The following is a 23482-nucleotide window of genomic DNA, read 5'->3' as shown; positions in this document are numbered from 1 at the left end:
TCCCAGAAACAATTATTATATATAAGTATCGAAAAGAAGGGAGAGAACTCCTTGTTTGAATTAAACAATTTTGAGTCGATAAAAATAGGTTTAGCTTCTCCAGAGAGAATAAGACAGTGGTCAAGAGGGGAAGTAAAGAAGCCTGAAACAATAAACTATAGAACACTAAAGCCAGAAAAAGATGGTTTATTCTGTGAAAGAATATTTGGTCCAACAAAGGACTGGGAGTGCCACTGCGGTAAATATAGAAGAGTAAGATATAAGGGTGTAGTATGCGACAGATGTGGTGTCGAAGTTACAAAGGCCAAGGTAAGAAGAGAAAGAATGGGACATATAGAGCTTGCTGCTCCAATGTCACATATATGGTATTTTAAGGGAATACCATCAAGAATGGGACTATTATTAGATATGTCTCCAAGATCTCTTGAAAAGGTACTTTATTTTGCATCTTATGTAGTAATAGAGGCTGGTGAAACAGGTCTTGCATATAAGCAGGTACTTACTGAAAGAGAATACAGAAATGCTATAGAAAAGTATGGATATGGAAACTTTGAAGTAGGTATGGGTGCTGAAGCAGTAAAGAGACTATTAGAAAAAATAGACTTAGATGCTCAGTCAGCTGAACTTAGAGATGATTTAAGAGATGCAACAGGTCAGAAGAGAGTAAGAACTATCAGAAGACTAGAAGTTGTAGAAGCCTTTAAAAAGTCAGGAAATAAGCCTGAGTGGATGATACTTGAAGCAATTCCAGTAATACCACCAGATCTTAGACCTATGGTACAGCTAGATGGTGGTAGATTTGCTACTTCAGATCTAAATGACCTATACAGAAGAGTTATAAACAGAAATAACAGATTAAAGAGACTTCTAGAATTAGGAGCTCCTGAAATAATAGTAAGAAATGAAAAGAGAATGCTTCAGGAAGCTGTAGATGCTCTTATAGATAATGGTAGAAGAGGTAGACCTGTAACAGGTCCTGGAAACAGACCTCTTAAGTCACTTTCAGATATGCTAAAGGGTAAGCAAGGTCGTTTCAGACAGAATCTTCTTGGTAAGAGAGTTGACTATTCAGGACGTTCAGTTATCGTAGTTGGTCCTGAACTTAAGTTCTATCAGTGTGGTCTTCCAAAGAAGATGGCTCTAGAGCTATTCAAGCCATTCGTTATGGATAAGCTTGTAGCTGAAGGATATGCACATAATATAAAGAGTGCTAAGACAATAGTAGAAAAAGTTAAGCCAGAAGTATGGGATGTACTTGAAGAAGTAATCAAGAGTCACCCAGTACTACTTAACCGTGCACCGACTCTACATAGATTAGGTATACAGGCATTTGAACCAGTACTAGTTGAAGGTAAGGCTATAAAGCTTCACCCACTTGTTTGTACAGCATATAATGCCGACTTCGATGGTGACCAGATGGCTGTCCACGTTCCACTATCAGTTGAAGCACAGGCAGAAGCAAGATACCTTATGTTATCAGTAAATAACATACTTGCTCCTAAGGATGGTTCTCCAATAACGACTCCTTCTCAGGATATGGTTCTTGGGTCATATTATCTTACAATAGAAGCACAGGAAGGTGTAAAGGGTACAGGAACAATCTTTAAGGATTATAATGAACTTACACTTGCATATTTCAACCACAAGGTTGACCTTCATGCTTTAGTTAAGATGAGAGTTGTCCTTGAAGATGGTAGAAGCTCTTTAGTAGAAAGTACAGTAGGTAGATTCATATTTAATGAAGGTATACCTCAGGATTTAGGGTTTGTAGATAGAGAAAAAGATCCATTTGGATTGGAAGTTGATTTCCTTGCAGACAAGAAATCTCTAGGAAAGATAATAGATAAGTGCTTTAGAAAGCATGGAAATACAAAAACTTCTGAACTACTTGACTATGTTAAGTCAATGGGTTATAAGTATTCTACAGTTGGTGGTATAACAGTTGCCGTTGCAGACATGGATATACCAGAAGCTAAGTATACTTACTTAAAAGAAGCAGAAGAGTTAGTAGATAAGTATGAAAAGGCATATAGAAGAGGTCTTATATCTGATGAAGAAAGATATGAAAAAGTTATAGAAACGTGGACATTAACAACTGAAAAGGTAACAGATGCTCTTATGGATGGTCTTGACAGAATGAATAATATATTCATAATGGCTCACTCAGGAGCCAGAGGTTCTAAGAACCAGATAAGACAGCTTGCAGGTATGCGTGGTCTGATGGCCAATGCATCTGGTAAGACAGTGGAAATCCCAGTTAAGTCTAACTTCCGTGAAGGTCTATCAGTAATGGAATACTTCACATCTTCACATGGTGCTAGAAAGGGTCTTGCCGATACAGCCCTTCGTACAGCCGATTCAGGTTACTTAACAAGAAGACTTGTTGATGTCAGCCAGGACGTTATAGTTAGGGATATAGATTGTGGAACTACTGAAACTACAGAAATATTTGCAATCAAGGACGGTAACGAAGTAATAGAAGAAATACAGGATAGAATCATAGGTAGATATACAATTGATGCAATTGTTGATCCTAAGACTGGTGAAGAACTAGTTGGTGCTGACCAGATGATTCTTGAAGATGACGCAGAAAGAATAGTTGCAGCTGGTGTAGAAACTGTACACATAAGAACTGTTCTTAACTGTAAGACAGAACATGGTGTTTGTGCTAAGTGTTATGGTAGAAACCTTGCAACAGGTAAGCCTGTAAATATAGGTGAATCTGTAGGTATCATAGCAGCTCAGTCGATCGGTGAACCGGGTACACAGCTTACAATGCGTACTTTCCATACAGGTGGGGTTGCCGGTGGAGATATAACTCAGGGTCTTCCTAGAGTTGAGGAGCTTTTTGAAGCTCGTAAGCCAAAGGGTCTTGCAGTAATTTCAGAAATTGCAGGTCATGTAGAAATAGATGAAACTGGAAAGAGAAAAGAAGTTATTGTTATTCCTGAAGATGGCGAATCTCAGGTATATCAGATACCGTATGGTTCAAGATTAAAGGTTAAGAATGGACAGGCTGTAAAGGCTGGAGATCAGCTTACTCAGGGATCTATTAACCCTCATGATATAGTAAGAGTTAATGGTATAGGCGGAGTACAGGATTATATCGTTAAAGAAGTACAGAGAGTTTATAGATTACAGGGTGTTGATATCAACGATAAGCATATAGAAGTAATTGTAAGACAGATGTTATCTAAGGTTAAGATAGAAGATCCAGGAGATACTGATCTAATACCAGGTGGATATGAAGATGTTCTTACTTACAATAAGTGCAATGCTGAAGCAGAATCAAAGGGACTAAGACCAGCAGTAGCAAAGAGAGTACTTCTTGGTATTACTAAGGCATCTCTTGCAACTGATTCATTCTTATCAGCAGCATCATTCCAGGAAACTACAAGAGTTCTTACTGATGCAGCTATAAAGGGTAAGGAAGACCACTTAATAGGTCTAAAGGAAAATGTCATACTTGGTAAGTTAATACCAGCTGGTACAGGTATGAAGAAATATAGAAATATAGCTATAGAAAAAGAAACAGTAGATGCTTAGTCTGAAACTGAAAATATAGTAAAACTTTGATTTGATGAAAAAGGCAGCTTAGTCTAAAAAGACAGGCTGTCCTTTTTATTTTATAAAGTCCATAAAAGCCTTTATAAAGGTTTAAAATTGTAAATTGATAAATTATACAGTTTTAAGAAAACGATACCCTAGAAGTCGATATAAGAAGCTTATATATGTATATATTAATTAAGGTGGGGCTATGGAAACATTTATGAATAAAAAAGGAACTGACAAAATGTCAGTTCCTTTTTTATTCATAAATGTATATTAAAGTAAAGAGATTGCATTTTTAACAAAATCCTACACATTAACATAAATTGAAAAGATATCTTTTTTAACCTTGTGTTATAACATCTTCATCTTTTAATTTATCTTCTGAATCATCATTTTTTTCTTCAAGTGTCTTTTTTAGAATAATGGGTGTGAATATAGTAGTTACCACAACCATCAATATAATAGGTGAGAATAAATCTGCATCTATCAATCCTAGATTATAACCCTTTTGAGCTACAATTAAGGCGACTTCTCCTCTTGACACCATTCCTATACCAATATTAAGAGCCTCATGATTTGTAAACTTACAAATTTTAGCACCAACTCCTGCCCCTATAATCTTAGTAAGGATTGCAACTATAATCAATATAATTGCAAATATAAAAGTTTGAGATGAAAAATTGTCAAATTTTGTTTTTAATCCAATACTTGCGAAGAATATAGGCGAAAAGAATAGATAAGAAAGAACGTTTACCTTTTTAACGATCTCATTTCTTACACTAAACCTACTGAAAATAACACCTATTAAATACGCCCCTGTAATGTCTGCTATACCAACATATATCTCTGAAATATATGAAATTATAAATACTAATGCAAGTACATATACTGTAATTCTTCTTCTATCTCGCTTAAAATCTAAAAACTTTGCTCCGATGGTAGTAATAACACCGAATATAAACATACATACAAAATAAACAGCCATTCTAAGAAGTACAGCTGATATGCTAATATTTGTATCCTTAAAGCTCGTTATTATAGTAAGTACTATAATTCCTAAAACATCATCTACTATTGCTGCACCTAGGATAGCGTTTCCTATACGGCTATTAACTTGTCCTAGTTCTCTTAATGCTTCAATAGTTATACTAACAGAAGTTGCAGTTAAAACAACACCAACGAATAATGCTTTCAATAAATCCTGTTCTACACCAGGATTTATATGGAAGAACCACATATAAGAAAGGAAACCACCTACTAAGGGGATAACAACTCCCATGATTGCTATTAGAAGGTACGAAGCTCCTTTTCTCTTAATTTCACCAAGATCTGTGTCCAATCCAGCCATAAACATCAATATAATAACACCGATTTGTGCAACTTCATCTAAAAAAGTTGTGTTATCAACGATACCTAACATAGACGGTCCAATAATAACTCCTGCTACAAGAGCCCCAACAACGTGAGGTAAATGAATCTTTTCGGTAAGACCCCCAAAAACTTTAGTAGACAGAAGGATAATTGCTATGCTTAAAAGATATGTATAATCTAACATTCTACATTCCTCCTACTTATTAATGTATTTTATATTTAAATAATCATATAAATGGTATAATTTGCTATCTAACCACGACAATTGATATTATATCATAGAAAACAATTTATGTCATAAGATATAATAGTTTATTAAATAACGTAAATTTTCCAAGTATTTTCCTATAAAAACAATCAATAAAACTATTAAAAAAAGTTTTCCTTAAAATGACAAAATTTGATGAATTTCTATACTATAACAAAGTATAACCCTGAATAAAAACTATTATTATAAATTTATGTGCTCTAGATTATTTTTTTTTTATGTGCTATTATGTAAAAATAGAGGGTATAAATTTATTTTTAAAGGTAGAAAAAATATGATAAAAATAGGAAAACTATTGTACAATTTTTACTAGCCTGTATAAATTTTTATCACAATATAGGAAAAATATTAATAGTTATAAAAAAATTTATATTTTATTATAATAATCTTAAAATTGTTATAATAAAAACACAAAAAATATATTAAGAGATGGAGGAAATTTATGATATTTTTTAAGAAATTTGACAAAAAAAACTATGATAACCTATTAAAAATGATGTTGGAGTTTTATTCTTCAGATGCTGTGGATAAACCTATTGATAAGGAAATAGTTAACAAGTTGTTAGACGATATACTATCAGAAGAATACAGCATAAAGGGTGTTGAGGCTTACTATGATAATGAACTTGTCGGGTTCGGGGTAATAACAAGTTATTATGCTTCTGAGGTTGCAGGAATAACTATTCAGTTGGAAGATCTATTTATAAAGGAAAACTATCGAAGTAAAGGTATAGCAAAAGCATATTTTAAAGCTGTAATGGAAAATTATCCTGAGGCAGTTAGATTTAGACTAGAAGTTTGTTCAAGTAATACTAAGGCAATATCACTTTATAAAAGAATGGGATTTGAAAAACTAGAGTATGATCAAATGATATTTAATATAGAAGATTCCAATGAATAAATGTATTTAAATGATTTTCTTAGAAAAAATAATTTTTAAAGAGTTTGATAAAAACTTTAGTACGAGATATTAAATAAGTGCAAAAATAAAAGGGTTGCTCACTGAACAACCCTTTTTATCTTGAATTTAAGATCTATAATCTAATTAGCCATATCTTAGAATCCGTAATCGTATTCCTTGCTTCCGTCAATAGCGTTTACGACATTAGTGTAACCATCATCTATTAACTTTTGAGCAACTTCAGCAGACTTGTTTCCTGTGTAGCAGAATACATATATAGCTTCGTTTTTATCCTTTGGAAGTTCGCCCTTTTTAGCATCGAAATCATCAGGCATTATGTTTATAGCCTTATCAAATGTACCCTTCTTGAAATCATCAGCCTTTCTAGCGTCGATTATTAATTTAGCCTTTCCGTCCTTTATGTCCTTGTCAAATTCAGGTCCAAGTTCATTAGAAAACTTAACAAGATCATAGTCATGTTTCTTAACGCCTTCAGCGTCATATACCTTAGTAAATCCAGCCTTTACAAGCTTTTCAGCAACTTCTGCACTCTTCTTACCTGAGTTACAGTAAACTACTACATTCTTATCCTTGAATCCATCGATAGAAGACATTTCTTTGTCGAAATCATCTATAGGCATATTTATAGCAAACTTAAGATGTCCTTCCTTGTATTCTTCTGGTGATCTAACATCGATAACAAGGTAGTTTTCCTTTTCCTTCTTATCAGATTCGATCTTTGCTAACTCATCACCCTTCATTAACTGAGCCTTAGAATCTTCCTTCTTTTCTTCAGTTTGAGTAGCCTCTTTCTTTGGTTCTTCCTTCTGCCCACAAGCAGATAGACCTATTGATGATGCCATCAATAAAGCCATTAACGCAAGTTTAGTCTTTTTAAGTTTCACGCGAGATACCTCCTAAAAAATTATTACTATCCATTACTAATTATAACCTATAAAGTAAGCTTTGTAAGTTTATTTCACTGACTATTGAAAAAATAAATGAAATGATATAATTATATTAATTTTATCTATTAATAAAAATAGAAAAACGATTTTATTGTTGAAAAAATAACTAAAATTTAAAGTTTTAAGTAAAAATAGATAAAAATTAATTAAAAAAGGTTGACATTAAAAAAAGCATATTGTATTATGAAAGTGCATAAAATATTAGTTATTCATTTAATGTACATGTTCTGGAAATATATTTTAGAAAGTACTTTTATGTTCAATTTTGTGCAAGCATAATTTTATACCATCCTTTATGCAGGGGGACGCTAGCCCCCTGTTTTTTCTTATTAGAAATTCTAAATTATAAAAATAAAATGAAATAAAGTATATAAAAATAGCCATATTATTTTAAAATACAAAGAACATGCTTCATAAAAGACTATAAAAATACTTAAAAAATAGTTTTTAGAGCATTTTTTAAATCAATAAATAGTTATGTAGTATAATATAAATGATAAAAAAATATCTAAAGTGTATTTTATAGCTATCTATATAATATTCTTTAGTGAGAAAAATGAAAGAAAGGAATAAAATAAGAAATCAAAACATTAAAAAATAAGTGAATTTCTTTTTTAAAGTATAAAAAGTTTTTAAAAAAATAAAAAGTATTATACAAAAATAGGATTTATAAATATCCACTAAAGATTGTGAATTTTTTCTGAAAATGCAACAAATAAGCTCTGAAAAGAGTTATAATTATATAAACAAATAGTTTTATTGATAAAGAGGAGGATTTTGAAATGACTGAGAATATGTTGATGTTAACTTTTAAGGATTTGGATGATGCAAAAAAGGTTTATGAAAAACTGAAAAAAGCAAATAATGATGCTGAAGTGAACTATCAGGTTTTACAGACGGTTTTATTGAAAAATGACGGTGGAAAAATAAATGTTCTCGATCACCATGCTGGAGTTTTTGATGAACTAGAAAAGACAATGATAGGTGGAGTAGTAGGTGTTGTTCTCGGAGTATTAATAGGACCTTTTGCAGGATTTGTATTAGGTGGAGTAGGAGCAATGATAGGTTCTGGATTTGATATTACAGAACAGAGTGAAACTGAAAATATGCTTTACCAAATGTATTCAAGAATTTATGATGGTGAAATAGCCATTCTTGCAATAGTTCAGGAAGAAGACGAACTTGAACTTAACAGCACAGTAGGACATCTAACACAGGATATTTATAGATGGGATGCTGCAGAAATAAAGGAAGAAGCAGAATATGCAACAGATATAAGAGATTCACTTTTAAGACAGGCTAAGATGGAATTAAAGAAGGAAAAAAGTGAAAATAGAAAGAAAAAGATAGAAGAATATAAGGAAAACATAAAGAAGGAATTTAAGAAAATAGGCAAGAAAAAGGAAAAATAAATTTTATTCTTTCTGGGATAGAATTAGATAAGCTAAAAGTATACTTGAAAGAATGAGCCGAAAAAGATATTTAAGTGAAAGAGTGTGAAGAAAATGAACAATATAATAGACTATATAGAGTGGAGAGGTGATTTGACATTTCAGCAATCAGCTTTTAATGAAGTGGACAATTTGATCTTTGCTCAGATTTCATACCTTAATCTTGGAGTTATAAAGGGTCAGGTTAAAATTGAAGAACTTGGCAAGATATATAGGAAGAAAATTGCAAGTAGAGAGAATAAGTCTGAAAATGATGTTTCAGATTTTACTGAGAGAGTAGAAGTTATGTTTTTAAAAGCTTCAGAAAGCAGGAGATTTAAAGACGTTTTAGTGACAAGTTTTGTAAATAAATTTGACGAAGTAAGAGAGAGTCAGTTTTCAGCTATGACATTTATAATAAACGATGATTTAATGTATGTAGCATATAGAGGAACTGATGATACCCTAGTAGGATTTAAGGAAAATCTGAATATGTCGTTTTCTGCTCCTGTTCCAGGTCAAATGGATGCTGTTAGATATTTGAAATCAATTCTAGAGAGATTTGGGCAAAGTGAGGTAATAGTAGGCGGTCATTCTAAAGGTGGAAACTTTGCGGTTTTTGCAGTTAGTCAACTTACAGATAGAGAAAGAGAAAGAATAAGTACAATTTACAACAATGATGGACCAGGATTTACAGAGAATATACTCAACTCTGAAGGTTACAAGAAAACTGTAGGAAAAGTTAAAAAATACATTCCAGAAGATTCTTTTGTGGGAATATTGATGGATGATGAAGAAGAGTGTACAGTTGTAAGTGCAAGTGCTTCTTCAGGTATTTTGCAGCATGATGGTTTAAATTGGGACGTAAAGGGAACAGAGTTTATAAGAAAAGAAAGTGTAAGCAAAAAGAGTGCATTTGTAGATAAAACTATTAAGCATTGGCTAGAAGGTCTTAATAGAGAAGAAAGAGAAGAGTTTGTTAACGAACTCTATGCTATATTGAAGAAGTCAATGAATGCAAACTGTTTAAATGATATTTTTAGAAATAGATTTAAAAGCACCTATTATTTTATAAAGAAAATGGGGAGCTTAGAAGAAGATAAAAGAGAAATGTTGCAAAATACAGTTTTAAAGCTTATACAAAGTGGTTCAGAAATCAAGAGAGAAGAAAAAGAAAATGAAAGAAACAGAAGAATAAATTCAAGAAAGAAGAAAAAAATAGAGAACTTAAGTGATAAAGAATTGAGAAAGTTTATCTTAAAAAAGATATCTACAAATAAAGAGAAATAATAAATAAAGGTTTGGTTCAAAAAAATGGATCAAACCTTTATTTTTTAATACAGGCTCAAATAATTATAATTAGAAGTTAAAAATAAATTAGAATGAATATTATTTTTAAAAATTTAAAATAATAAAAAAATATAAAAAATTTAATTCTTTTAAAAAAATCTATTGAATTAGAATTAAATAAGTGGTACAATACATACAATACTCTCAATTATCAGAACTAACAGATAATTGAAAGCATTTTGTGGAATAAATAGAAAAGGAGGATATATTTTGAAATCAGTAAAAATAGGAATCATTGGATTTGGAACTGTGGGTTCTGGAACGGCAAAAGTTTTGACCGAAAATAGAGACATAATTGAAAAGAAGACGGATTGTCAGGTCTCCATAAAGACGATATGCGTAAGAGATATAAATAAGACGCGTAAGTTTACGGTTGAGGGAAGCACGATGACCGATAATGCAGAAGACATACTTCGAGATCCAGAGATAAATATAGTAGTTGAAGTAATGGGCGGAATAGAGAAATCGAAAAAAATTATTGAGGAAGCCTTTAGGCGGGGTAAACATGTAGTAACAGCTAATAAAGATCTTATAGCTGAGCATGGAAAAGAGCTAACAGAACTTGCTCGGCAAAACAATCTTCACTTTTTTTACGAAGCAGCAGTCGCTGGTGGAATTCCTATTTTACGATCATTACAATATTCTTTAACTGGAAATAGAATCCAGAAAATAGGTGGAATAATAAACGGTTCAACAAATTATATTCTTACAAGAACAGAAGTAGAAAGATTATCATTGGAAACAATTATCGAAGATGCAAAATCATTAGGTTATCTTGAATCAGATCCGAGTGCAGACCTTGATGGTCTAGATGCAGCAAGAAAATGTGCAATACTTGCAAGTATCGGATTTAACAGTCTAGTTACATTTAATCAAGTATACGTATCAGGTATTAGAAAAATTGAATTAGAGGATATTGAATACGCAGACAAAATGGGTTATTCAATTAAATTGCTTGCAGTTGCAGAAAATAGGGAAGATGGGATAGTTGCGAGGGTTCATCCTGCTTTAATTCCGAAAGACCATCCTTTAGCATCTGTTCAATATGCATTTAATGCAGTTTATGTAATAGGCGATATGGTTGGTGAAACAATGTTCTATGGAAAAGGAGCAGGAGATTTGCCAACGGGTTCAGCAGTTGCAAATGATGTAATAAATATATGTAAAAGTTTGGTTAATGATTCAAAAGCTGAATATGCATATGATTTATTTGAAGATAAGAAGATAATTTCTATTGAAAAACAGTATTTTCAATATTATGTGAGATTAAAAGTTGAAAGAGATAAAAAGACAGTATCAAATTTTGTAAGAACTTTTGAATACTACAACATTCCGATTTATTCAATAAATCAATGGGAAAAAGAAGACGAAGATGGAAATAAATACGATGAATATATAGCAATAACAAATAAATGTAGAGAACTTGATTTTGAAAGAGCAATTGAAGAGATAAATATGTTATCTAGTATAATTGACGAAGCAAAAGCAATAAGAATAGAAAGAGGGTTATAGTATGGCTTGGCAAGGAATAATGAATAAATATAAAAAATACCTTCCAGTAAATGAAAATACACCAGAAGTTAGTCTTTTTGAAGGTAATACACCACTTATTAAAAGTGTGAATTTAAGTAAAGAATTAGGAATTGAATTATATTTTAAATTTGAGGGGTTAAATCCTACTGGTTCATTTAAAGATAGAGGAATGTTTATGGCAGTTGCAAAGGCAATTGAAGAGGGTTCAAAGACTATAATGTGTGCCAGCACAGGAAATACTTCAGCATCAGCCGCTGCATACGGCGCAAGATATGGTCTTAGGACAATAGTTCTTATACCAGATGGTTACGTTGCAATGGGCAAACTTGCTCAGGCATTGCAGTATGGTGCGGAGATTGTAGCCATAGAGGGAAATTTTGATGATGCATTAAATTTGGTGAAAGAAATTACAGCTACACACCCGATTACTCTTGTAAATTCACTTAATCCATATAGAATTGAAGGGCAAAAAACAGGAGCTTTTGAAATAGTAGATGACCTAGGAGATGCACCAGATTATCTTGCAATACCTGTAGGAAATGCTGGAAATATTACTGCATATTGGAAGGGTTTTAAAGAATATCATAAGGCGGGTAAAATTTCAAAGCTTCCTAAGATGAAAGGTTATCAGGCTAAAGGAGCATCACCTATAGTAGAAGGGAAGACATTTGAAAATCCTGAAACAATAGCCACAGCAATAAGAATAGGTAATCCAGCATCTTGGGACAAGGCAATAAATGCCAGAGATGAATCAAATGGTTCAATAAAAGCTGTAACTGATGAAGAAATTTTATATGCTTACAAAAAACTTTCTGATAAAGAGGGAATCTTTGCAGAGCCGGCTTCTGCTGCATCGCTAGCAGGTGTTATTCAATCTGTAAAAAATGGAGACATAAAAAAAGGTTCTAAAGTAGTGGCAATACTTACTGGAAATGGTCTTAAAGATCCAGATACTTGCCTAGACATAGCAGAAAAACCAGTGTCAATACCAGGAACACTAGAATCAGTACTTGAATTAATAGAGAAAAAATAGCATAAAATTAAAATCTAGTAAGTTAAGATGTTTAGAAGATAGGTGATAATATGATAAAAGTAACTGTACCTGCAACTACTGCTAATTTGGGACCTGGATTTGATGCAATGGGAATGGCTTTATCTCAATACTCTGTATTTGAGTGTGAAGAATCTGATGAAATAGAGCTAATAATAGAGGGATTAGAAAGTGAAAAATTGACAGTAGAAGATAATCTTGTAATAAAGTGTATGAATAAAGTTTTTGATTATATAGGAGATTATCCAAAAGGTTATAAATTGAAGATTATAAATGGAATTCCACTTGCAAGGGGGATGGGGTCTAGTGCTTCAGCTGTTATTGGAGGAATCATGTGTGCTAATGCACTTATGGACTTTCCTCTTTCAAGTGATGAAATATTGAATTTAGCAACAGAGTTGGAGGGGCATCCAGACAATGTAGCCCCCGCACTTTTGGGAAATTTAATAGTTTCTACAAAAACTAAAGACAATGAAATAATATTTAGAAGCATAGAGCTTTTTGAAGATATGGAATGTGTTCTTTTTATACCAGATTATGAAGTATCTACTAAGGACTCTAGAGAAGTTTTACCTGAAAAAATATCTATGGAAGATGCCGTTCATAATAGTTCGCATTTGGCACTTTTAGTTCTTGCTTTTTTAAATAAAGACAAAACCCTGATAGGAAAAACAATGGACGATAGAATTCACGAGCCATATAGAAAGAGTTTAATTAGAAACTTTGATGACTTTAGAGAAGCTGCAATTAGTTCTGGAGCTTTTGCATTTTCTTTAAGTGGAGCAGGATCTACAATAATAGCCTATTCAGATGAGGAGAATAGTGAAAAAGTTAAAGAGGCGTTTGAAGATATCGCCCAAAAAGAGGTTATCTCTGGAAAGGCTATAGTTATAAAACCTTCTAATAAAGGTGCGATATGCGAGATAAATTGAGGTGAATATAGATGGGAATAGTAGTACAGAAATACGGTGGTAGTTCTGTAGCTGATGTAGAAAAAATAATGAGAGTTGCAAATAGAATTGTAAATACTAAAAAAGAAGGCAATCAAGTAGTAGCAATTGTTTCAGCTATGGGAAAGACTACTGACAATTTGATAAGTTTGGCTAATGAAATAAATAGTAGACCAGCAAAAAGAGAAATGGATAGGCTCTTATCTACAGGAGAACAAATATCCATGTCTTTATTGGCAATGGCAATTGATTCTTTGGGAGAAAATGCAGTTTCTCTTACAGGACCGCAAGCTGGTATAAGGACAGATTCTAAGTATAGCAAAGCAAAAATAGTAAATATAGTGTCTAATAGACTAAAAAATGAACTTGAAAACGATAATATAATAATAGTTGCTGGTTTCCAAGGTGAAACAGAAGAACATGATATAGCTACATTAGGGCGAGGTGGATCAGACACATCTGCAGTATCTATAGCTGCTGCACTAAATGCAGATTTATGTGAAATATTTACAGATGTCGACGGTGTATATTCTTGTGATCCGAGAATAGTTCCAAAGGCAAAAAAACTTTCTTCCGTAAGCTATGATGCGATGTTAGAACTAGCCCTTCTAGGTGCAAAAGTTCTTCATCCAAGAGCTGTAGAAGTTGCAAAGTCACATGGAGTCGAAATACATGTAAGATCTAGTTTTAGCCATGATATAGGAACTATTGTAAAAAAGGAGGTATCCGAAATGGAACATGACGGTTTGATAACAGGAATAGCGCATGATAAAAATGTTGCTAAAGTAGTAATTTTTGGTGTACCAGATACTCCTGGAACTGCTGCAAAAATATTTAAAGCACTTGCTGATGAAAATATAAGTATACAAATGATTGTACAAAGTGCTCAGATAAAAAACATCAATGATATAGCATTTACTTGCTCTACAGAAGATGCCAAAGAAGCGGCAGATATTTTAAGAAAAATAGGTGAGAAAATAGGTGCTGAAAGAGTAATTATAAATGAAAATATTGCAAAAGTAAGTGTAATAGGAGCAGGTATGATGACACACTCTAATATTGCATCTAGGATGTTTAACACTTTAGGTGAAAACAATATAAACATAGACCTAATCAGTACATCTGAAATTACAATTTCAGTAACTGTCGACCTTGATCAATGTGAAAAGGCTGTAGAGACTTTAGCAAAAGAATTTGATATTGTTGAGTAAATAAATCTTTTATAAAAATACATTGTAAAAATACTATAAGTGTGTTATCATAATCTACAGGATATAAGAGTAGCTTGTACAGAGATGCAAGAGTATCCAATAAAATTAGATTAAGTCTTTTAAGCTGGTCCAGAGAGACTGGGAAGGATAACGACCTCAAGGTTGTCAGCAAAAGCTGATATAATTTGTTGTAGAATAGAAATAAAGTCTATACAACAGATTTAATATATAGATTATCACATCCTTACGCCTCTGGTGTAAGGATTTTTTTATGCCTTTCACCAAGAAGGATGAAAATATATCAACCGTTAAAATTTCTTAAAAAGACATATAGGCTTAATCGGAAGAGGAGCTAAATTATGGTAAATGGAAAAGAAAAATTAATCGTAGCAATCGATACAGACAATTATGAAAAAGCAGTTAATTTAATAGATTCACTAGAAGACAGTGTAGAAATATATAAGGTGGGATTGGAAAACTATATCGCATCAAGAGGAAAGACTGTCGACTATCTAAAGTCAAAAGGAAAGAAAATTTTCCTAGATCTTAAATTTCACGATATTCCAAACACTATGAAGTCAGCAGTAAAGGCGGCTATAAAAGATGGTGTATGGATGATGACAATTCACGTATCTGACATGGAAGGTATGAGACAATGTGCTCAAATTGCCAAGGAAGAAGCAGAAAGATTAAATATAGAAAAACCACTAATTATAGGAGTAACAGTTCTTACTTCTCTAAGCAATGAAGATTTATCTGATATAGGATGTAACATAGGAACAGAAGAAGTAGCAATTAAGAGAGCAAAATTAGCTAAAGAGGCTGGTCTTGATGGAGTTGTATGCTCAGCAAGGGAAGTAGATAAAATAGTTGAAGCTTGTGGGGAGGATTTCATGACAGTGTGTCCAGGAATTAGACCTAAGAATTCAGAAAGTGGAGATCAAAAGAGAGTTGTCACTCCAAGTGAAGCAATAAGAAAAGGAGCAAAGACAATAGTAGTAGGTAGACCTATTACAAAGGCAGAAAATGCTTCAAAAGCAGCAGATGAAATAGTAAAAGAAATTGAATCAGTAATGTAAATATATGAGCTTAAGACAGTAGTGTAGGAGGATGTATATGAAAGGCAGATTAATACTGGAAGACGGAACGATATTTGAGGGAAAGGTATTTGGATATATAAAGGAAGATAGTGTAGGAGAAGTAGTATTTAATACTTCCATGACAGGCTATCAGGAGATGCTTACAGACCCATCATATTATGGGCAGATAGTAACAGCAACGTACCCATTAATAGGAAACTATGGTATAAATCTTGAAGATAGAGAATCAGATAAGATTCAGGTAAGAGGTTTTATAGTAAGAGAAAAAAGTGATATGCCATCCAACTTTAGGTGTGAAATGGACCTAGATACTTACTTGAAACAGAGTAAGGTAATAGGACTTGAAGGCATAGATACAAGAGCTCTTACAAAAATTCTTAGAAATAAGGGAACAATGAGAGGCATAATAACTACTGAACATACTAAGCTTTCAAGTATTCAATCAAAGCTAGATGCTTTTGATAATACTCAAGCAGTAAGAATAGTAGGAAGAAAAGAAGTTGAACATATAGAAGGTAAGGGGAAAAAAGTAGCCATAATGGATTACGGAGTAAAAGATAATATAATAAGAAACTTTTTAAAGAGAGATTGTGATGTTACAATTTTCCCAGCTGAAACAAAGCCTGAAGATGTTCTAAAAATAAACCCAGATCTTGTATTTTTATCAAATGGACCTGGGGATCCTGCAGACCTTCAGGATATAGTAGAGAATGTTAGGTATATGATAGGCAAAAAACCTATTGTAGGAATATGTCTTGGACACCAAATTTTAGCAATAGCATTAGGTGGAACAACAGAAAAATTGAAGTTTGGTCATAGAGGTGGAAATCATCCTGTAAAAGACTTAGAAGCAGGGAAAATATTTATTACAGCTCAGAATCATGGATACTATGTAAATAATGTACCTGAAGACGTAGATGTAACTCAGATAAACTTGAATGATAATACAGTAGAAGGAATGAGACATAAAAATCTTCCAATATACAGTGTTCAGTATCATCCAGAAGCTTGTCCAGGACCACTAGATAGTGAGTACATATTTGATAAGTTTATGGAATTAGCAGAGTAGATAAAAATACAAAAACGGAATTGAATTTTATATAGATGATGAAGGAGAGATATTATGCCTAAGATAGAGAGTATAAAGAAAACATTGGTACTAGGTTCAGGACCTATAATAATTGGTCAGGCTGCAGAGTTTGATTATTCTGGAACACAGGCCTGCCAGGCACTAAAAGAAGAAGGAATTGAGGTTGTACTTGTAAACTCAAATCCAGCTACAATAATGACAGATCAGGAAATAGCAGACAAAATATATATAGAACCACTAACAGTAGAATTTATAGAAAAAATTATAGCAAAGGAAAGACCGGACAGTATACTTGCAGGTATGGGTGGACAGACTGGACTTAACCTTGCAGTAGAACTTCATGAAGCAGGGGTACTTGATAAGTATAATGTAAAAATGATAGGTACATCTGTGGAATCTATAAAAAAGGGTGAAGATAGAGACCTTTTTAGAGAAGTGATGAAGGAAATAGGAGAGCCTATAATAGAAAGTGATATAGTAACTACTTTAGAAGAAGGTTTGGAATATGCACAGAAGATAGGTTACCCTGTAGTTGTAAGACCAGCCTATACTCTTGGAGGAACAGGGGGAGGAATTGCTGAAACAGAAGAAGAATTAATAGAAACATTAACTCATGGACTTCAGCTAAGCCCAGTAACTCAGTGCCTTCTTGAAAAATGTATAAAGGGTTGGAAAGAAATTGAATATGAAGTAATGAGAGACTCAAATGGAAACTGCATTACAGTTTGTAATATGGAAAATATAGATCCAGTAGGAGTTCATACAGGTGACTCAATAGTCGTAGCACCTAGCCAGACTTTATCTAATGTAGAGTATCAGATGTTGAGAACAGCATCACTAAAAATAATAGATGCAATAGGAGTAGAGGGAGGATGTAATGTTCAGATAGCCTTGAATCCTAATAGCTATGAATATGCAATAATAGAAATAAATCCGAGAGTATCAAGATCTTCTGCACTTGCATCAAAGGCAACAGGGTATCCAATAGCTAAGGTTGCAGCAAAGATTGCACTTGGATATACATTAGATGAAATAGAAAATTCAGTAACTAAAAAGACAAATGCTTGCTTTGAACCTACTCTTGACTATGTTGTAGTGAAGATACCAAAGTGGCCATTTGATAAGTTTAAAAAGGCAAATAGAAAGCTTGGAACTAAGATGATGGCAACAGGAGAAATAATGAGTATAGGTTCAAACTTTGAAGCAGCCTTCTTAAAGGGAATAAGATCTCTTGAAACAGGAAAGTATTCACTTGTACATAAGGCATCTGAAAGAAAAACTTTATCTCAACTAAAAAAGAGTGTAGTAGTTCCAGATGATGAAAGAATATTCGACCTTGCAGAAATGTTAAGAAGAGGATATAAGATAGAAATGATAAATCAGATAACAGGAATGGACGAATGGTTTATCAATAAGTTTAAGTGGATAGTAGAGCAAGAAGAGAGACTTAGAGTAATGAGTATAGAAGATTTATCAAAAGAATATCTTCTTGAACTTAAAAAGAAGGGATTCTCAGATAAGGGAATAAGCGACCTTATGGGAATTTCATCAGAAAATATACTAGAATTAAGAACACTTTACAAGATACAGCCTTCTTACAAAATGGTTGATACTTGCGGAGGAGAATTTGAAGCATTATCACCATATTACTACTCAACATATGATGAATATGATGAAGTAGAGGTAAGTGATAGAAAGAAAATAATAGTTTTAGGTTCAGGTCCTATAAGAATAGGTCAGGGAATAGAATTTGACTATTGTTCAGTACACTGTGTAAAGTCTTTAAGAAAGCTTGGAATAGAGACAATTATAATAAACAATAACCCTGAAACAGTAAGTACAGACTTTGATACATCAGACAAACTATACTTTGAACCTCTTACAGAAGAAGAAGTTTACAATATAATACAAAAAGAAAAGCCAGATGGAGTAATACTTCAGTTCGGTGGACAGACTGCTATCAAGCTAGCAAAATTCTTATCTGAAAAGAAGGTTAAGATACTTGGAACAGATTTTAAGGATATAGATGCAGCAGAGGATAGAGAAAAGTTTGATGATCTTCTTGAAGAACTTTCAATAAATAGACCTAAAGGAAAGGGTGTTTGGACAGTTGAAGAAGGAATTGAAGTAGCAACAAATCTTGGCTACCCAGTTCTTGTAAGACCGTCATATGTTTTAGGTGGACAGGGAATGGAAATTACATATGATGAAAAAAGACTAGTACAATACCTAGAAGATGCATTTGAAAGAGATGCAGTAAATCCTGTACTAATAGATAAGTATCTTACAGGTACTGAAATAGAGGTAGATGCAATCTGTGATGGAAAAGATATACTGATACCTGGAATAATGGAACACCTTGAAAGAGCAGGAGTTCACTCAGGAGATAGTATAACAATGTATCCTAGTCAGGGAGTATCAGACAAAATAAAAGAAAAAATATATGAATACACAAAGAAAATGGCACTTAACCTAAATGTTCTAGGAATGGTAAATATACAGTTTATAGAATATAAGGGAGAGCTATATATTATAGAAGTAAACCCAAGAGCAAGTCGTACAGTTCCATATATATCAAAAGTAAGTGGAGTACCAATTGTAGACCTTGCAACAAAGTGTATGTTGGGAGAAAAATTGTCAGACCTTGGATATGGAACAGGAGTATACAAAACATCAAAATATGTTTGTGTAAAGGTTCCAGTATTCTCAATGTCAAAGCTTTCAAGAGTAGAAGTAAGTCTTGGACCTGAAATGAAGTCAACAGGAGAAGTTCTTGGAGTAGGAGAAACTCTTGAAGAGGCTCTATACAAAGGCTTCTTAGCAGCAGGGCAGGGAATATCAGATAATAAGAAAAAGATATTAGCAACAGTAAATGACAACGATAAAGCAGAGTTTATTGAAATAGCTAAGGGAATGGGAGAACTAGGTTATGAATTTGTAGCTACAGAAGGAACAGCAAAGGCTTTGAAAGAGGCTGGAGTAAAATGCGATGTGGTTAACAGAGTGGAAGAGCCTAGACCAAATATACTAGATGTAATAAGAAATAAAGAAGTAGACATAGTAGTAAATACACCTACAAAGGGAAATGATTCTACAAGAGATGGGTTTAAAATGAGAAGAACAGCAATAGAATTCCAGACTGAAATAATGACTTCTCTAGATACGCTAAAGGCAATGGTATCAGTAAATAGAAAGCATGTAAATTCAAACCTTATGAAGGTATATAGTCTAGATGAAATAAACGCATAGATAGCAAAAAAATAAAGGATAGGGAGTTTTAATTAAAAGAAAGGCTCTTTAAAATAAATTCCTGAATATAACTTTATAAACGAAATATAAAACTTCCTATTTAAAGGGCTGTGCAATTGCACAGCCCTTTATTTATAAAAAGTACACATAAATATTAAAAATAATAAGGCTGCGATATTCTTTTATGATATAATATATAATAGATTATATAAATACAGTGAATTGATATAATTTATTTAAAAATATAGTTAAATACTCATAAATATAAGTTAAAAAGATGCTTTAAATAGTAAAAATAATAATTGGAGGTACAGGCATGAGTTTAGTAGAGTATGTTGACAGAACAAAGAGTAATTGCGACAAATGGAATAATTTTAGAGGAGAATATGAGAAAAAAGGTCTAATAGGATTATGGGTTGCAGACATGGATTTCAAGTGCCCTAAAGAAGTTTTAGAGGCATTAAAAGAATATGTAGAATTTGGTGTAATAGGTTACTCAACACCGAAAGAATCATATTATGAAGAGTTTATAAAGTGGGAAAAAGAAGAACATAATGTAGAAGTTAAAAAAGATTGGATAAGGTTTTCTTCAGGTGTAGTAGCTGCTATTAACTGGTTTTTAAATATGTACACAGAGACAGGTGCATCTATTATGATCAACCCACCAGTATACTACCCATTCTCAGATGCAATTAAAAATAATAAAAGAAATATTATAGAATCAAAGCTTATAGAAGATAATATGTACTATTCTATGGATTTTGAAGATATGGAAAGAAAGATAAAGGAAAATAATGTATCAGCATATATTCTTTGCAATCCACACAATCCAGTAGGTAGGGTGTGGAGAAAAGAAGAAATAGAAAAAATAGTAGAAATCTGTAAAAAAAATAATGTACTTATTATATCAGATGAAATACATCAAGATTTAAACTTTAAAGGTCTTGAAAATACCTCACTAATAAATTATTTTGAAGAGTATGATAATATAGTAGTTGCTACTGCTGCATCTAAGACTTTTAACATAGCAGCTTGTAAAAACTCATTTATAGTAATTAAAAATAAAGAACTTAGAGATAAATTTGATGAATATACACTTAGAAATAAAACTCTTTCAGGAAATTACTTTGGATATCTTGCAGTAGAAGCGGCATATAAGTATGGAAAAGCTTGGTTAAATGAAGTAAAGGATATAATCTATAAGAACTTTGAATATGTAAAGTCAGAATTAGACGGATACAAGGGAATTAGAGTAGCTTCTTTAGAAGGTACTTATCTTCTTTGGATAGATATGAGAAGTGCTCTCTCAGGAAGAGACATACATGAATTCATGGAGAAAAAGTGTAAATTAGCCTTTGATTATGGAGAATGGTTTGGAGGCAAGGAGTATGAAGGATATATAAGAATGAACTTGGCCACATCCATAGACATAATAAAAGAAGCGGTAGAAGAAATTAAAAAAAATATTTAGAACATATTTTTATAAAATAAATTTATCTATTAAATTAAAGCTAGTAATCATGTTTATAATTATGATTACTAGCTTTTAAATATCTATAAAAATTAGTAAAAAATATCACCTTTCTATGAATAAAATCACAAATAAAAAGTAAATAAAATCTAATAACAAATGAGAATTAATTCATATAATAATGAAAATAAATTACGTTATAAACAAATAAAAAATAATATAAAAAATATTCATATTTAACAATCTGAATAAAATAATATTTTGGTAATTATATAGATTGATAAACAAAGATTATTACTTTATAAATAAAAGCATTATTATAAAATAAATAAAGAATCTATATAGAAATATTTAAATAAAAAAATTAGTATTGTTTAGGATGAATTTTGTTGGGTATCTTATTGTATAACATCAAAGTAATTCATAAAAATATTCAGAGCAAAAAAGAATGCTCAAAAAAAAAATCAGTTTCTGTTTATTAAAGTACAATGAAACATATTTTTAAAGAAAGGAGTTATAGGTTTTAAAAGGTAATAGTAAGTAGGATTTATATTAATGAAGTTAAATTTAATAGTAATGAAAAGGAGAATGAAAATGAGAAAAAATTTAAGGACTTTTTTAATTATTTTTATGGCTATAGCCACATCATTTGCATTTACATTACAAAATAATTATGCAGAAGATAATGCAATAGCACAAATCAATGGTGGACAAGTAGAACAAACTGTAAATCAAGGTGGTGAAAGCTATGCAAAGCCTAATGTAGAACAAACACCAAAACCATTGGAAACACAGAAATCACTAGGAAATACAACAGAAATAGAAGAACAAAAGACAGCTGAAAAAATGAATGAAGAAGGTATAAATAGTAAGCCAAATAATTTAGATGGTTCAGATTCTAACTCAGATTCTAACAATGAAATAAAGAATGAAGAAAGTAAAATAAATAGTACAGAAGAAGAAAAAAATAAAGATAAAGAAGTGAATGTCTTAACAGATCATAAAAAGAAGAAGAGAATAAAAATACTGCAACTCCTATAAATGTGAAGTTAAGTAAAACAGAAGTGAATAAGATGGGAGAGCTTAGTGGTGCAAAATTAAAGCTTTTCAAAGTTGAAGATGGTAAAGAGACAGAGGTTAAGAATTGGGAATCAGGAAACTCTCCACTGGAATTAAGCTTAGAGCCTGGTACATATAAGATGGTAGAAGAAGAAGCCCCAAAAGGCTATAAAGCGAGTGAACCAGTTGAATTTACAGTAAAAGAAGATAACTCAGTAAACATAGATAGTGTTTTTAAAGCGTATACAAATCAAATTATAAAAAGCAGTATAGATAGATATGATCTCATATATGTTTATCCAAAGGGTGATAGTAATAATAAAACAGTAGTTTATTGTTTTAATGCAAAGAAACAATTACCACCAAAAGAAGATTCCGTTATAAATAAGAAACTAGAATATTTTGCAGAGTATGGTACAGGAAAGTTATTTGAAGAAAAAGCTAGCAGAGAAGTGTTAAAAGGCGAAGATTTAAAAGAAGCAGTTTTGAAGGTAATATATAATGGTTATCCTCATAATAAAGTTGGATTACAAGAAAAGTATGGACTTTCAGATAATGAGTTTCGAAGAGCTACACAGCAAGCTATTTGGTATTTTACAGATTCAGGTGGTGTTGTTAATAATAGATATGAAGGTAGTTTAAATGAAAAAAGGGCGTACGAAATTCTTATAGGTAAAGGCTTAGATATAGATGAAAGTTTAAAAAAAGCACCATCTAATATGACTTTATATCTATATACTCCATATGAAAATAAAAGTAAATCTGAATACTATCAAAATTTATTAAGTACAAGGTTTATAGATCCTGTGACAGTTATCTTAGAAAATACAAAATTACAAGATCAAACAAATCCAAAACCAGAGGAACCAAAGGATTCAGAAAAGGAAAAACCAGAGGAACCAAAGGATTCAGAAAAGGAAAAACCAGA

Annotated in this window: 16 protein-coding genes; 14 read left to right on the top strand and 2 right to left on the bottom strand. The window is 32.1% G+C overall.

Annotated features, from left to right (window positions below; genetic code table 11):
* Window positions 1-51 precede the first annotated feature (51 nt).
* Complete coding sequence (gene rpoC, locus BMY82_RS06605) at window positions 52-3546, top strand: DNA-directed RNA polymerase subunit beta' (RefSeq protein ID WP_091975772.1); 3495 nt, start codon at window positions 52-54, stop codon at window positions 3544-3546.
* A gap of 346 nt (window positions 3547-3892) precedes the next feature.
* Here rpoC and BMY82_RS06600 read toward each other — a convergent pair whose 3' ends face one another.
* On the bottom strand, window positions 3893-5107 hold the full coding sequence (locus BMY82_RS06600; protein WP_091975771.1) for a cation:proton antiporter: 1215 nt from the start codon (window positions 5105-5107) through the stop codon (window positions 3893-3895).
* Window positions 5108-5633: 526 nt separating this feature from the next.
* Between BMY82_RS06600 and BMY82_RS06595 the strand changes: the two genes are divergently transcribed.
* Window positions 5634-6092, top strand: a complete 459-nt coding sequence (locus BMY82_RS06595) for a GNAT family N-acetyltransferase (protein WP_091975770.1) — start codon at window positions 5634-5636, stop codon at window positions 6090-6092.
* A 155-nt stretch (window positions 6093-6247) separates the two neighbouring features.
* Here the strand turns inward: BMY82_RS06595 and BMY82_RS06590 are convergent, their stop codons facing one another.
* Window positions 6248-6997: a rhodanese-like domain-containing protein gene (locus BMY82_RS06590; protein ID WP_091975769.1), complete on the bottom strand. Its 750-nt coding sequence runs from the start codon at window positions 6995-6997 to the stop codon at window positions 6248-6250.
* A gap of 845 nt (window positions 6998-7842) precedes the next feature.
* Between BMY82_RS06590 and BMY82_RS06585 the strand changes: the two genes are divergently transcribed.
* From BMY82_RS06585 to BMY82_RS06530, 12 genes are all read left to right on the top strand, one after another.
* Window positions 7843-8472, top strand: coding sequence for a hypothetical protein (locus BMY82_RS06585; RefSeq protein ID WP_091975768.1), 630 nt, complete (start codon window positions 7843-7845; stop codon window positions 8470-8472).
* Window positions 8473-8565: 93 nt separating this feature from the next.
* Window positions 8566-9780: an Mbeg1-like protein gene (locus BMY82_RS06580; protein WP_091975767.1), complete on the top strand. Its 1215-nt coding sequence runs from the start codon at window positions 8566-8568 to the stop codon at window positions 9778-9780.
* Window positions 9781-10050: 270 nt separating this feature from the next.
* Window positions 10051-11352 (top strand): homoserine dehydrogenase, encoded by a 1302-nt coding sequence (locus BMY82_RS06575; RefSeq protein WP_091975766.1) that lies wholly within the window; start codon window positions 10051-10053, stop codon window positions 11350-11352.
* Window position 11353: 1 nt separating this feature from the next.
* Window positions 11354-12406 (top strand): threonine synthase, encoded by a 1053-nt coding sequence (thrC, locus tag BMY82_RS06570; RefSeq protein WP_091975765.1) that lies wholly within the window; start codon window positions 11354-11356, stop codon window positions 12404-12406.
* Window positions 12407-12456: 50 nt separating this feature from the next.
* Window positions 12457-13356: a homoserine kinase gene (gene thrB, locus BMY82_RS06565; protein WP_091975764.1), complete on the top strand. Its 900-nt coding sequence runs from the start codon at window positions 12457-12459 to the stop codon at window positions 13354-13356.
* 11 nt (window positions 13357-13367) lie between these two features.
* Complete coding sequence (locus tag BMY82_RS06560; protein ID WP_091975763.1) at window positions 13368-14585, top strand: aspartate kinase; 1218 nt, start codon at window positions 13368-13370, stop codon at window positions 14583-14585.
* A 359-nt stretch (window positions 14586-14944) separates the two neighbouring features.
* A complete protein-coding gene (pyrF, locus tag BMY82_RS06555; protein ID WP_091975762.1) occupies window positions 14945-15664 on the top strand; it encodes an orotidine-5'-phosphate decarboxylase in 720 nt (239 codons plus the stop codon).
* 37 nt (window positions 15665-15701) lie between these two features.
* Window positions 15702-16754, top strand: a complete 1053-nt coding sequence (gene carA, locus BMY82_RS06550; protein ID WP_091975761.1) for a glutamine-hydrolyzing carbamoyl-phosphate synthase small subunit — start codon at window positions 15702-15704, stop codon at window positions 16752-16754.
* Window positions 16755-16808: 54 nt separating this feature from the next.
* Window positions 16809-20024 carry a carbamoyl-phosphate synthase large subunit gene (carB, locus tag BMY82_RS06545; RefSeq protein WP_091975760.1) on the top strand — a complete coding sequence of 1072 codons (3216 nt, stop codon included), beginning with the start codon at window positions 16809-16811 and terminating at the stop codon, window positions 20022-20024.
* A 316-nt stretch (window positions 20025-20340) separates the two neighbouring features.
* Window positions 20341-21495, top strand: a complete 1155-nt coding sequence (locus BMY82_RS06540) for a MalY/PatB family protein (RefSeq protein ID WP_091975759.1) — start codon at window positions 20341-20343, stop codon at window positions 21493-21495.
* A gap of 594 nt (window positions 21496-22089) precedes the next feature.
* Window positions 22090-22536: a hypothetical protein gene (locus tag BMY82_RS06535; RefSeq protein WP_091975758.1), complete on the top strand. Its 447-nt coding sequence runs from the start codon at window positions 22090-22092 to the stop codon at window positions 22534-22536.
* Between the two features lie 2 nt (window positions 22537-22538).
* Window positions 22539-23482, top strand: a 944-nt coding sequence (locus BMY82_RS06530) for a thioester-forming surface-anchored protein (protein WP_091975757.1), incomplete at its 3' end; no start/stop codon positions are given.

The organism is Peptostreptococcus russellii (assembly GCF_900110295.1).
Classification (GTDB): Bacteria; Bacillota; Clostridia; order Peptostreptococcales; family Peptostreptococcaceae; genus Peptostreptococcus; species Peptostreptococcus russellii_A.
The sequence above is the reverse complement of the archived record's forward strand: the minus strand, read 5'-3'. Positions and strand labels throughout refer to the sequence as shown.